General features: G+C 64.7%; 12 protein-coding genes. 1 reads left to right on the top strand and 11 read right to left on the bottom strand.

Features of this window, described 5'->3' with window-relative positions; genetic code table 11:
- From Q0L48_RS04815 to Q0L48_RS04860, 10 genes are all read right to left on the bottom strand, one after another.
- Nucleotides 1-482: hypothetical protein (locus tag Q0L48_RS04815; protein WP_296717925.1), on the bottom strand; the 482-nt coding region annotated here is incomplete at its 3' end.
- A gap of 40 nt (nucleotides 483-522) precedes the next feature.
- Nucleotides 523-1,299 (bottom strand): phosphoadenylyl-sulfate reductase, encoded by a 777-nt coding sequence (locus Q0L48_RS04820; protein ID WP_296717926.1) that lies wholly within the window; start codon nucleotides 1,297-1,299, stop codon nucleotides 523-525.
- On the bottom strand, nucleotides 1,289-1,750 hold the full coding sequence (locus tag Q0L48_RS04825) for a DUF934 domain-containing protein (RefSeq protein WP_296717927.1): 462 nt from the start codon (nucleotides 1,748-1,750) through the stop codon (nucleotides 1,289-1,291). The genes Q0L48_RS04820 and Q0L48_RS04825 overlap by 11 nt, the downstream gene beginning before the upstream one ends.
- The gene (locus Q0L48_RS04830; protein WP_296717929.1) at nucleotides 1,743-3,374 is read right to left on the bottom strand and encodes a nitrite/sulfite reductase; all 1,632 of its coding nucleotides are present in this window, start codon (nucleotides 3,372-3,374) and stop codon (nucleotides 1,743-1,745) included. The genes Q0L48_RS04825 and Q0L48_RS04830 overlap by 8 nt, the downstream gene beginning before the upstream one ends.
- A complete protein-coding gene (locus Q0L48_RS04835; RefSeq protein WP_296717930.1) occupies nucleotides 3,374-3,673 on the bottom strand; it encodes a DUF2849 domain-containing protein in 300 nt (99 codons plus the stop codon). Before Q0L48_RS04835 ends, Q0L48_RS04830 begins: the two co-directional genes overlap by 1 nt.
- Nucleotides 3,670-4,425 carry a uroporphyrinogen-III C-methyltransferase gene (cobA, locus tag Q0L48_RS04840; protein ID WP_296717932.1) on the bottom strand — a complete coding sequence of 252 codons (756 nt, stop codon included), beginning with the start codon at nucleotides 4,423-4,425 and terminating at the stop codon, nucleotides 3,670-3,672. The genes Q0L48_RS04835 and cobA overlap by 4 nt, the downstream gene beginning before the upstream one ends.
- A 67-nt stretch (nucleotides 4,426-4,492) precedes the next feature.
- Complete coding sequence (locus Q0L48_RS04845; RefSeq protein ID WP_296717933.1) at nucleotides 4,493-5,611, bottom strand: mechanosensitive ion channel domain-containing protein; 1,119 nt, start codon at nucleotides 5,609-5,611, stop codon at nucleotides 4,493-4,495.
- Nucleotides 5,608-6,810 (bottom strand): cystathionine beta-lyase, encoded by a 1,203-nt coding sequence (gene metC, locus Q0L48_RS04850; protein WP_296717936.1) that lies wholly within the window; start codon nucleotides 6,808-6,810, stop codon nucleotides 5,608-5,610. The genes Q0L48_RS04845 and metC overlap by 4 nt, the downstream gene beginning before the upstream one ends.
- Nucleotides 6,807-7,679, bottom strand: a complete 873-nt coding sequence (locus Q0L48_RS04855; protein ID WP_296717937.1) for a sulfurtransferase — start codon at nucleotides 7,677-7,679, stop codon at nucleotides 6,807-6,809. Before Q0L48_RS04855 ends, metC begins: the two co-directional genes overlap by 4 nt.
- Before the next feature lie 48 nt (nucleotides 7,680-7,727).
- The gene (locus tag Q0L48_RS04860) at nucleotides 7,728-8,825 is read right to left on the bottom strand and encodes a hypothetical protein (RefSeq protein WP_296717938.1); all 1,098 of its coding nucleotides are present in this window, start codon (nucleotides 8,823-8,825) and stop codon (nucleotides 7,728-7,730) included.
- 125 nt (nucleotides 8,826-8,950) lie between these two features.
- Between Q0L48_RS04860 and queF the strand changes: the two genes are divergently transcribed.
- Nucleotides 8,951-9,424 carry a preQ(1) synthase gene (queF, locus tag Q0L48_RS04865; RefSeq protein ID WP_296717942.1) on the top strand — a complete coding sequence of 158 codons (474 nt, stop codon included), beginning with the start codon at nucleotides 8,951-8,953 and terminating at the stop codon, nucleotides 9,422-9,424.
- A gap of 37 nt (nucleotides 9,425-9,461) precedes the next feature.
- Here the strand turns inward: queF and Q0L48_RS04870 are convergent, their stop codons facing one another.
- Entirely contained in the window at nucleotides 9,462-11,675 is a 2,214-nt protein-coding gene (locus tag Q0L48_RS04870; RefSeq protein WP_296717943.1) for an EAL domain-containing protein, read from the bottom strand.
- Nucleotides 11,676-11,809: the final 134 nt, after the last annotated feature.

Here is an 11,809-nt window from a genome sequence, read left to right on the forward strand (position 1 = left end):
AACCGCGCCCGCAAAGGAATCCCCTCCGAGTCAGAACGTGGGGAAAACGCTCTAAGGCTTGAAGGCTTTGGAACTGCCCTCAATCGCTTCATGGCGGTCAAGAGAGCCTCTTTGTCGCGAGCGAGAAAAGCGAGCGTCCCATCAACAAAAAAGTTCCAGCCAGCGGCATCTTGGTCAGCCGGCTTGTAGGTCAGCTTCAGCAAGGCGATAGCCTGTCTGGTCTGGCCGGCATTAGCCCGCATTTGTCCTTCATGGGTGTAAAGAATGCTGGCGTGATCACGCTTTTCATGACGCCATAACCGGATCAGCTCGGCCGCTTCGGCATAACAGCCGCGCTCGTAAAGGCTGCGCCAGCCGCCGTCCGGCAGCGTTTGATCGAACGCATTCCGATCCAGCGCCAGCATAGCTTCCAGGTCATAGGAGCAATCGGGCGCAGGTGCAGGTTCGACCGGTTGCGCAGCGGCGAGAAGCAGAGCGAGCATCGCGGCAGCTTAACGCATTGCTGTGGCAGGCGAAAGCGCCTTACAAAAACGGTTCCTCGCCCGGCTTGTGGATGCCGCATTCGGTCTTGTCCCAGCCTTTCCACCGCCCCGAACGCGGGTCTTCGCCCGGCGCGACCTGGGTGGTGCAGGGCGAACAGCCGATCGAGGGGTATCCCTGCGCGATCAGCGGGTGGCGCGGCAGGTCGTGCTGGATGAAATGGCCTTCGATCCGGCTCGCGTCCCAATCGATCAGCGGGTTGATCTTGAGCCGTCCTTGCGCGTCCGATGTGTCCACTTCGAACCGCGGCAGGTTAACACGCGTCGAGGACTGGAACGCCTTTCGCCCGGTGAAGCTGGCATCGTAATTCGCCAGCGCCTTTGCCAGCGGCCTTACCTTGCGGATTTCGCAGCAGCCGTCGGGATCGTATGACCAGCGCAGGCCGGTATCGTCACGCTTCGCCAGATCGTCGGCATCCGGGGTCAGGATCACAAGGTTCAGGCCCAGCCGCTTTGCAAGAGTGTCGCGGTAGGCCAGCGTTTCGGCAAAATGCTTGCCCGTGTCGAGGAACAGCACCGGCACGGATGGATCGACGCTGGCGACCAGATGCAGCAGCACCGCACTTTCCGCGCCGAAGCTGGAAACCACTGCGAGATCGCCCGCCAGCCCGTCGCGGATCACCGCTTCGAGCATTTCCTGCGTCGAGGAACCACGAAACATCCGGTTGAGCCGCAAGGCATCATGCTCGGTAAAACGCGGCGCTAGGTCGAGCGTGTCGCGGGTGCGATCGGTGGCGGCGTTGGTCGTGTCAGGCTTCATGGCGCTGCTCCGGAATCGTGCGGCGCGCATCGGCTGCGCGCTGATACACATTGTCCCACGTGGCAAAGGCGCGGGCCGCGTCTTCTTCGTCCAGCCGCTTGTCGGGAGCGAAGCTGTCGAACCCGCAGCGCCGCATGTGCGAAAGCTGGTCGATCAATACGTCGCCGACCGCGCGCAATTCGCCGGTGTAGCCAGCCTCGCGCAGAATGCGGGCGGCGGAATAGCCGCGCCCGTCGCCGAAGCTGGGGAAGTTGACCTCCACCAGCGCCAGCCGGTCGAGGAACGGCAGCAGCAGCCGCGTGTCGTCGCCCGGTTCGATCCGCACGGCAGCGGCGTTGGACTGGTCGATGGCGGCATCGACGGTGACCGTGCCGTGATCGACCGGCTCGTCATCGCGGAAGCGGAACTGCACCTCGTCGGGGGAAGTGCCGAGATCGCGGGCCTTATCCATAAAGCGCCTCCTTGAACGGCTCCATGCCGATGCGGCGATAGGTATCGAGGAAGCGTTCGCCATCTGTGCGGGACGCGAGGTAGACGTCGGTGACTTTCTCGACTGCGGCGATCACGCCGTCCTCGTCGAAGCCGGGGCCGGTGATCTTGGCAAGGCTGACGTCCTCCGCCTCCGATCCGCCGAGCGAGAGCTGGTAGTTCTCGGTGCCCTTCTTGTCGACGCCGAGAATGCCGATATGGCCCGCGTGGTGGTGTCCGCAGGCATTGATGCAGCCGGAAATCTTCAGCTTCAACTCGCCGACAACTTCAGTGCGGCCAGCCTGCGCAAACCGTTCCGAAATGCGCTGGGCGAGCGGGATCGAGCGGGCGTTGGCGAGGCTGCAATAATCGAGCCCGGGGCAGGCGATGATATCCTCGATCGTGTCCATGTTCGGCGCGCCGAGGCCAGCTTGGTCGAGCGCCGTCCACACCGCATGGAGATCGGCGATCCGCACATGTGGCAGCAGCAGGTTCTGGGTGTGCATCACGCGCAGCTCGTCAAAGCTGTAATCGCGCGCCAGCTTGGCCACGAGCCGCATCTGATCGGCGGTCGCATCGCCGGGAATGCCGCCGACCGGCTTGAGGCTGATGACGGCGGAGACATAGGCGTCGTGCTTGTGCCGGTGGGTGTTGCGATCCACCCACAAGGCAAAATCGGGGTCCGACCGGTCGAGCGTCTTTGGCCCTTCCGCAAACGCCGGATCGGCAAAATACGTCGCAATCCGTGCCAGTTCCTCACGCGGCGGTTCGACGCCCACGGCGAGCATATGCGCGAATTCTTCTTCGACCTGTCGGGTGTATTCGGCTGCGCCCAATTCATGGACGAGGATCTTGATCCGCGCCTTGTACTTGTTGTCACGCCGACCGTAGCGGTTGTAGACCCGCAGGCACGCCTCGGCATAGGTGATGAGCTGATCGAGCGGCACGAAGTCGCGCACCAGTGGCGCGATCATGGGCGTGCGGCCCATCCCGCCGCCGACATAGAACTGTGCGCCGATTTCGCCCGCATCTCTCCGGACGATCCGGATGCCGATATCGTGCAACCGCATCGCTGCGCGGTCTTTCTCGGACGCGATCACCGCGATCTTGAACTTGCGCGGCAGGTAGGTGAATTCGGGGTGAAAGCTCGACCACTGGCGCAGCAGCTCGGCATAGGGACGCGGGTCCACCACTTCATCGGCAGCAGCGCCTGCAAAGTGATCGGACGAGATGTTGCGAATGCAATTGCCGCTGGTTTGGATCGCATGCATCTCGACACGCGAGAGATCGGCGAGGATATCGGCGGCGTCCTCCAGCTTGATCCAGTTGTACTGGATGTTCTGGCGGGTGGTGAAGTGGCCATAGCCGCGGTCGTATTTTTCCGCGATGTCGGCCAGTGCTTCCATCTGCTGCGAATTGAGCGTGCCATAGGGCACTGCCACGCGCAGCATGTAGGCGTGGAGTTGCAGATACAGGCCGTTCATCAGCCGCAGCGGCTTGAACTGGTCCTCGGTCAGCTTGCCTTCCAAGCGGCGGCGCGCCTGATCGCGGAATTCCTCCACGCGGGCATCGACCATCGCCTGATCGTATGAATCATATTGGTACATCAGATCACCCAGTCCCAGCCGGTCTTGTCGGCAGTCGGCACGGCGAGATCGCGCCGCACGGTCGGGCCGAGTGCGCGCACCCGGTCCTTGATATGCGCCGGACGGACGTGTCCGGCGGCGTCGATTGTTGCTTCGATGGCGTAGGGCACGTTGACACGCCTTGCAGCGGTTTCGCGGGCGAGGATTTCCTCGGCCTCATCACCCACGTCGACCGCATCGTCGACGAACAGCGACCAGCCGGTGCCGTTCCACCATGTCACAGCGCCCGAACGCAGGTCGTTTCCGGTGAGGATTTTCATTCCGCTGCCTCCTTGGCAAGCGCGACGAGCGTCACGTTATCCCGCGCGGTAACTTCGCCGATCACGATCAGCGCGGGGCTTTTCACCGCCTCGCGTTCCACCAGATTCGGCAATCCGGCGAGCAACCCGCGCAGCACCCGCATTTCGGGGCGCGCGGCGTTCTCGATCACGGCAACCGGCATTCCGGGGGCGAGGCCATCGGCCATCAGCTTGTCGGCGATCTGTTCCGCTGTGGAAACGCCCATGTAGATCACCAGCGTGCGGCCCTTGCCTGCAAGGCCGGACCAGTCCTGCTCGGCCAGCCCCTTGCACTGCCCGGCGACGAAGCTGACGATGCTGGAGGCGTCACGATGGGTCAGCGCGATACCGCTCGCCGCCGCCGCGCCGTTGGCGGCGCTGATGCCGGGGACGACTTCAACGCACACGCCTGCCGCGCGAGCGGCCTCGGCTTCCTCGCCGCCACGCCCGAAGATGAACGGGTCGCCGCCCTTGAGGCGCACGACGTCATGCCCGGCGAGCGCCTCGCGCACCAGCAAGGCGTTGATATCGTCCTGCGGCATGGTGTGGCGCGCGCGCTGCTTGGCGACCGAGATCATCCGCGCATCGGGGCGCACCAGCGCAAGGATATCCGGGCCGACCAGCCCGTCATGCACGATGACGCTGGCCTGTTCGATCAGGCGGGCGGCGCGCAGGGTGAGCAGGTCAACTGGACCCGGCCCTGCGCCGACGAGATAGATGGTGCCAATCTGCATGGCATTGCAAATGCGCGCGCATGGCCCGCGATGCCAGCGAGAATGGTTTGGCGGCTGCGAAGCGGAACTATTGTCCTGCGTCGGGCGACGGATCGTCCCGTTCCGCCAGTGCCGCGATCAGCCGGTCGAATTGCTCGTTCTGCCGGATATTCAGATCGCGTTGCGGGAACGGAATCTCGATATCATGCTCCTTGAACAGCCACCACAGGTTCTTCAGCACTTCGCTGCGGATATTGCCGACACCTTCTTCGGGATCCCTGATCCAGCAATGGATCGTGAAATTGACCGAGCTATCGCCGAAACCGTTCATCCAGGCGGTCGGCGGAGGGGTCTCGAGCACCCGGCGGGACTTCTTCGCGGCCTGCAGCATCAATTCCTCGGCCAGCTTCATGTCGGCATCATAACTCACCCCGACTTCAACCTGAATGCGCACGTTCCTGGAGGAATAGGACCAGTTTTCGACCTGATTGATCATCAGGTTTTCGTTCGGGATCAGATATTCGCGTTCGTCCCGCGTCGTGACCGAAACCGCGCGAATGCCAATCTTGCGAATCTGGCCGAAGGTCTGCTGGCCCGCCTGATCGGCCACTGCGATCACGTCACCCGGCTTGATCGACTTGTCCATCAGCAGGATGATCCCGGCGATCAGGTTGCCGAAGGTCTTCTGCAGGCCGAAACCGATGGCAAGGCCGAAGGCGCCGCCAAAGAATGCGAGCGCCGTCAAATCGATGCCGAGCAGATCGATACCGACGAAAAACGCGGCGGCCCAGACGATGATCGTCAGGATCTTTTCCGATAGCAGCTTCTGCGTCTCGTCGAACTTGCTCACGCCGCGGATCATCTTGCGCCCGAAGCGGTTGATGAGAATCGCTGCGGTGATCACCAGCAATATGACGCCCACCACCAGCAGGGTATCGAACATCGAGATGCGGATATCGCCGACTTCAACCGCGATCCGATCGAGCCGGTCGAGGAACGCGCCCGCCGTTTCGTTCTGCGCGGCGACGCCTTCACGCAGCCTATCCGCGGCCTCGACCGCTTCGACGGGGACCGGTTCGGGGGTCTCGACAGGCGTTGGGCTGGGCGCAGGGGTGGCTTCGGCTGCGCCGTCGGCGGCGGGGGTAGGGTCGCCGTCGGGAGCCGGAGTTTCGGTGGCTTGCGGTGCGGCGAGGGTGGTAATGATCATGCAGTCTCCATCTGTGCCAGCGCCTGCGCGAGATCGGCAATCAGGTCGTCCGGGTCTTCCAGTCCGATCGACAGGCGTATTGCAGGGCCGGCGGCATCGGGGCTGCGCATCACGCAGCGGTAATCCTGGGGGGCGGTGGCGAGGGCGAGGCTTTCGAACCCGCCCCAACTATATCCGATGCCGAACAGATCGAGCGCATCGACCACCCGCGCCGCAGCCGCGCGATCATCGCTGGCGAGAACGAAGCCGAACAATCCGCAGCCGCCGGTAAAATCGCGTCGCCACAATTCGTGGCCGGGAGCCGAGGGCAGCATCGGACACAGCACTTGCGCAACTTGCGGTTGGCGCTCCAGCCATTCTGCGATCCGCAGCGCCGCGCGCGTCTGCGCTTCGAGCCGCACACCCATTGTCCGCAGGCCGCGCGCGGCGAGCGCGGCATCATCGGGAGAGACGACCTGCCCCAGATCCTGCGCAGTGCGGCGCAGGGCGCGATACCATCGCTCCCCCGCGCTGGCGCTGCCCATCATCAGGTCGGAATGGCCGCCGACATGTTTGGACAGGCTCATCATGGTGATGTCGCAGCCATGCGAGAGCGCGGCAAGACCGAGCGGGCTGGCCCAGGTGTTGTCGATCAGGCTGACCGCGCCATGTTCGCGCGCGATGGGAGCAAGGGCGGGGATATCGCACACCTCGAAGGTGAGGCTGCCGGGGCTTTCGAGCCACACCGCTTTGACCGGCTGGGCGAACAATGCCCGATAGGCATCGAGATCAAGCGGGTCGAAGAAGGTCGTTTCCACCCCCAACCGCTTCAGCAGACCCGTCGCCATGCCGCGCGACGGATCATAGGAATTGTCCGCCATCAGCAGCCGGTCGCCGGGTTTGAGCACTGCGAGCAGGCACCCGGCAATCGCCGCGACGCCGCTGGGATAGAGTACCGTGCCGTGCGCGCTGGGTTCGATCTGCGTCAGTGCCTCGGCCAGCGCCCACTGGGTTGGCGCGCCGCGCCTGCCGTAGAAGAACTGGCCGTCGGTGTTGGATTTGCCCGCCTCGCGCCGCTCGGCATCGCTGGCATAGAGATGGGTGGAGGCGCGCCACACCGGCGGGTTGACCACCGGCCCCGTCCATTCCGGTCGCCTGCCGCCCCGCACGAGGCGCGTGGCGGGCTTCAGGTGCTCATCATCATCGCCGCCGCCGCTCATGCCGTGGCCTGTCCTTGATCCGGGCCTTGCGCCTTGGGCGTACCGGGGTCCGCGCCCCATTCGGACCAGCTGCCGTCGTATAGTGCGGTGTCATGTTTGCCGATCAGATGTAGCGCGAACAACAGCACACTGGCTGTCACGCCGCTGCCGCAGGTGGTGGTGACCGGACGGGTGAGATCGACCCCGGCATCGGCGAAGGCAGAGCGCAGGTCATCGGGGGCCTTGTAATTGCCGTCGGCATTGAACACAGCGGTGAAGGGCAGATTGGAACTTCCGGGAATACGCCCCATCGGGCCGCCATGAACCGGATCGGTGCCGGTGCCATAGACCCGGTCCGCGCTGCGGGCATCGACCACCTGTTCGGCCCGGATCGTCAGATTGGCGAGCATATCGGCCTTGCGGCGAACGTGTTTCGCCGGGACGAGGGCGGCGGGCTGCGACGGGGCAACCTCGGGCGTTCCGCTCTCCAGCGGTCGCCCTTCGGCGCGCCATTTCGCCAGACCGCCATCGAGGATCGCGACCTTGTGCCACCCGCATGCCGTGAGCATGAACCACGCCCGCGCGGACGTGCGGACCGCGCTGTCATCATAGAGCACAATGGCGCTGCCCGGTGCGATGCCCAATTCGGCAAGATGCGCGGCAAGTTGATCGGGGCGCGGCAATGCCTGCGGGGTGGGCGAAGTGTCGTCCACCAGCTTCGCCAGATCGAACAGGCGCGCGCCGGGAATATGCGCGGCGGCGAATTCGGCTTCCGGGTCGCGGCTCGCAGCGGGCAGGTGGCGCGAGGCGTCGAGCACCGCAAGACCCGGATCGTCCAGATGCGCGGCCAACCACTCGCTCGAAACAAGGCTAGAGAAAGTATCGTTCATTCCCCAAGGCTAGCGGCACCATGCCGATCCGCCAAGGGCAGCGGGCAATCAATCGGCCGCAGCCGCGATCGCCTTTGCACGCAGACCGGGAAGTGAGCCGGGTGGTTGATGAAGGTTCAACGGCTGGACGCGGCCGTCGCTGCCGCCGCTCGGGCTGCCGATCACGAAGCTGCGCGCGAGTGCCTGCTGGCCCTCGCCTTCGAGCGTGACATGCACCAGCGGAATGAACAGCGGGGTGTGTCCCTGCATGATCGGGATGATCGCGGACAGCGGCATCTGCACTTCGCCGATCACGCTGCGGCTCTGGTGCGGCCCGATCCGCTCCAGTTGGTTAAGTTGGCGGGCCGCAGCAGGCGGCGCAGCATTGCTCTCCCCCTTCTGCGCGCTGGCAAGCTGCACCGCTACGGCAAGGCCGTTCACCGCACGGTCCGTGCGATTGGCAAGCGACAGGCGGTATTGCAGCGTGAACATCATGACGCTGCGGGTCGCGCCGGTGATGTCGAGCGTAAGGTCGAGACGTGGCAGTTCCGGTGCAGGAGCCGGTGCATGCGTCGCCAGCGGCGCGGCGAGACTCAGCACTTTGGGCTTGCGCCGCCGCCACAATGCCAGTCCGGCCAATCCCAGCGCCAGCACTGCTGCCGCCCCGGCAAGCCACGCCCAGCTGAATACCTGCTGGCCCAGCGCACTGGAGGGCGCAGGCGTGGCGGCTTCGGCAGATGCGGGTGCGGTTGCGGAATTGGCGGGCTGCTCGAGTCCCGCAAAACCGGGCTGGACCTCGGATGGCAGCGGGTCCGCAGTGGCCGGCGGCGGAACCTCGGGCGACGGAGCCGCTTGCGGGGCAGGGGTGGCAGATGGCGTCACCGGGCGCGCGGTGGGTTGCGGCACCACAAGCGGGCGCGGCGTGGGCGACGGCTCCGGCGTCAGCGTCGGCACTGGCGCGATCCGCGGGGTTTCGACGGCGCGCGGCGGAATGGCTACGCCTGCGCGCTCGTCCACCGGTCCGGCGGGGGCAGGCGTGGGCGTCGGGGTCGGCTCGGGCAGCGAATAGCTGCCGGGTGACTGCGGCTGCGCCCCCAGCGGCACGGCAAGGACCAGCGCGGCAAGCGCGGCAGCGGGACGGAACAGGGGGATCGGTGCGCGGGTCATCGGCTGGGCTGGTCGATTTTCTGGGGCGGGGCGGCTGAACAATTGCTGTCTCACATAGGGATTGCACTGCGCGCCCGTCCAGCCAGCCTCTTGCGCCCATCCCCCATTCGCGGCAACAGCGCGGCATGAACACCACACCCGAACCCCCTTCCGCGGCCCCGCAGTTTCTGGGCAAGGACACGCCGCTGCCGACCTCGCCCGAGCAGGCGGTGCTTGATTATGTCCCCAACCCGCGCCCCGGCTTCACCTATCTGGTGCGCTTTGCCGCGCCCGAATTCACATCCCTGTGCCCGGTGACCAGCCAGCCCGATTTCGCGCATCTGGTGATCGATTACGTGCCGGGCGAAACGATCGTCGAAAGCAAAAGCCTCAAGCTGTTTCTCGGCGCGTTCCGCAATCACAACGGCTTTCACGAGGATGTGACGGTCGGCATCGGGGTACGGTTGTTCGATGAAATGTGCCCGCAGTGGCTCAGGATCGGCGGATACTGGTATCCGCGCGGTGGCATCCCGATCGATGTGTTCTGGCAATCGGGCGCGCCGCCGGCAGGACTCTGGCTGCCCGATCAGGGCGTCGCCCCCTATCGCGGACGCGGCTGACGCGGTGCCCTGAGCGCGCGTGAGCGCATCGTTGCGGCTATACGTTCAGATCCAGCTGCACGAAGGCCGGCGGGCTCTTGTGCCCCTCGCGCCACTTGGCCAGCGGGAACTTGCCCGCGCCCAGCGCCGCCAGCGGAATGCCCGCTTCGGCCAGCGAATAGGGCGAGATGCGATGCCGGGTCATGAACCCGCCGCTGCCGTCGCTGATCATGGCGGTTTCGAACTGGAGACCCTGGCTGCTTTCGGTCGCGTTCACCACCTTGCTCACCACCAGCTGTCCATGGCCGAGATCGAGCACCACGTCGGTTCCCTTCAGCACCCCGGCCAGTCCGGTGATGCGCGCACCGGTCTTGGATAGGTTGCGCAGGATCACGTCGTAATAGTGATCTTCGTGGATCAGACCGACCTTGCGGAAGATCGAGATGCGGTCCGCCCGGTGCCGCGGCGGGCCGTTCGGCTTGACCCGCATGGTGCCGTCGGCGAACTTGGCGAGCACCGCGTCCTGCATGATTGCGGGCGAATAGACATAGCCTTGCACCAGATCTGCGCCGCGTGCGCGCACCAGTTCCAGCTCGTCCATGGCCTCCACGCCCTCGGCGACGGTCTGCATATCGAGCGCCTTTGCCAGAGCGACGATGGCGGTGATGATTGCCGGGTTGATGTCGCCATTTTCAGTGCAGCCGCGCACAAAGCTCTGGTCGATCTTGAGCTTGTCGAAATGTCCGTGCTTGAGATAGGCGAGCGAGGAATACCCGGTGCCGAAATCATCGAGCGCCAGCCGGACGCCAAGGCTCTTGAGATCGCGAAAAATTGCGTCGACCGCTTCAAGATCGCCGACGAACACGCTTTCGGTGATTTCCAGTTCGAGCCGCGCGGGATCGAGGCCCGAAGCCTCCAGCGCCGAAGCCACCACCTTGCGGAAGCCCGGCCGGACGAACTGCTTGGCCGAAACATTGACCGCCACCCGGATCGTGTCGGGCCACTGCATCGCATCCTGGCAAGCCTGACGCAGCGCCGTTTCGCCGATCTTGACGATCAGATCGTCATTCTCCGCGACCGGGATGAAATCGGCCGGGGAAATCGGGCCTTCCTGTTCGTCATGCCACCGCAGCAGGGCTTCGAAGCAGCGCACCTCGTTGCTGACCGGATCGACCAGCGGCTGGTATGCAAGTTTGAGATCTCCGCGGTCCACCGCATCGCGCAGACGTTCGCCCAGCTTCGCGTACTTGTTGGCCGCGTCGCGAAGTTCAGTGGTGAAAAAGCAGAAGGTACCCCCGCGCGATTCCTTGGCGGCATAAAGCGCCATGTCGGCGGCTCGGGTAAGTTCATCTGTATCCACCCCGTCGTAAGGCGCAATTGCAATTCCGACCGACGTGCCGATGATCGCCCGGCGACCATTGACCTGATAAGGCTGCGAAAGCGATTGGACGATCCGGTTGGCAAGCTCGCCCAGTGTTCCGCGATCATCCATGTCGGGTAGCAGGACCTGGAATTCGTCGCCCCCAAGGCGTCCCACTTCGCCGCTGTCACCGACGAGGCTTTTGAGGCGCTCGGCGACTTTTTTCAGCAATTCATCGCCCGCCGGGTGCCCCATCGTGTCATTGACATGCTTGAAACGGTCGAGGTCGATCATCATCAGCGCGCAGCTGCGCTGGCTGGCACGGAATGCGGCCAGAGTGGCGGTCAATCTTTGGCCCAGCTTGCGCCGGTTGGTGAGGCCGGTCAACTCATCGACCTGCGAATGCCGCGCGATCTGCATGTCGTGGGCGTACTGGCTGGTGATATCCAGCGCACTGCCGCGATAGCCGAGGAAGGTGCCCGATGCATCGACCAGCGGCCGACCATTCAGCCGCCACCACCGCGTGCCCACCTCGGCGCTGCGAGCATTGCCCGCAGCGATGGCGATCACATGGTCCTCGATCTTCGAATGGGCCTTGAGCTTGAACCCGATCGCGCGTTGCTGAGCTTCGCCCGGCTCGGCTTCCGTCTCGCAGAACACCTGCGTCAACGGTTTGCCGAGGACGTCTTCGGCGCCGAGCCCGAGATCGGTCAGCGCGCGCTGCGACAGGAAGGTGAGATGACCATTGGCATCGGTCGCCCAGAACATGCCGATGCCAAGCTCTTCGACATCGCTGAGCACATTGGCGCGGTCAGGCAGCGACGGCATCTTGGCGGCGTGGGCGGATTGCCGTTTCGCCAGGCCATTGCGCGATGCCTGATCCCTTACAGTCTTGAGAAAACCCATCGCCATCGCTTGTCCTCGTGAGGAGTTCCGGCCTGCAAACCTTTACCGGCGGGTCATCGTAACCGTACCGGTTGGTCCGTATCGGACGCCCACTTGCGCTGTAACCAAGTCCGATTGAAAAACAGTTACGTGCCCGGAGC

It is taken from the genome of Erythrobacter sp., assembly GCF_024305245.1.
In the GTDB taxonomy this organism is placed as follows: Bacteria; Pseudomonadota; Alphaproteobacteria; order Sphingomonadales; family Sphingomonadaceae; genus Erythrobacter.

Excerpts from the sequence above, each read along its gene's own strand:
- Q0L48_RS04855 (WP_296717937.1), bottom strand. The coding sequence starts at position 7,679 with ATGAACGATACTTTCTCTAGCCTTGTTTCGAGCGAGTGGTTGGCCGCG.
- metC (WP_296717936.1), bottom strand. The coding sequence starts at position 6,810 with ATGAGCGGCGGCGGCGATGATGATGAGCACCTGAAGCCCGCCACGCGC.
- Q0L48_RS04835 (WP_296717930.1), bottom strand. The coding sequence starts at position 3,673 with ATGAAAATCCTCACCGGAAACGACCTGCGTTCGGGCGCTGTGACATGG.
- Q0L48_RS04820 (WP_296717926.1), bottom strand. The coding sequence starts at position 1,299 with ATGAAGCCTGACACGACCAACGCCGCCACCGATCGCACCCGCGACACG.
- Q0L48_RS04845 (WP_296717933.1), bottom strand. The coding sequence starts at position 5,611 with ATGATCATTACCACCCTCGCCGCACCGCAAGCCACCGAAACTCCGGCT.
- Q0L48_RS04830 (WP_296717929.1), bottom strand. The coding sequence starts at position 3,374 with ATGTACCAATATGATTCATACGATCAGGCGATGGTCGATGCCCGCGTG.
- Q0L48_RS04860 (WP_296717938.1), bottom strand. The coding sequence starts at position 8,825 with ATGACCCGCGCACCGATCCCCCTGTTCCGTCCCGCTGCCGCGCTTGCC.
- Q0L48_RS04825 (WP_296717927.1), bottom strand. The coding sequence starts at position 1,750 with ATGGATAAGGCCCGCGATCTCGGCACTTCCCCCGACGAGGTGCAGTTC.
- queF (WP_296717942.1), top strand. The coding sequence starts at position 8,951 with ATGAACACCACACCCGAACCCCCTTCCGCGGCCCCGCAGTTTCTGGGC.
- Q0L48_RS04870 (WP_296717943.1), bottom strand. The coding sequence starts at position 11,675 with ATGGCGATGGGTTTTCTCAAGACTGTAAGGGATCAGGCATCGCGCAAT.
- cobA (WP_296717932.1), bottom strand. The coding sequence starts at position 4,425 with ATGCAGATTGGCACCATCTATCTCGTCGGCGCAGGGCCGGGTCCAGTT.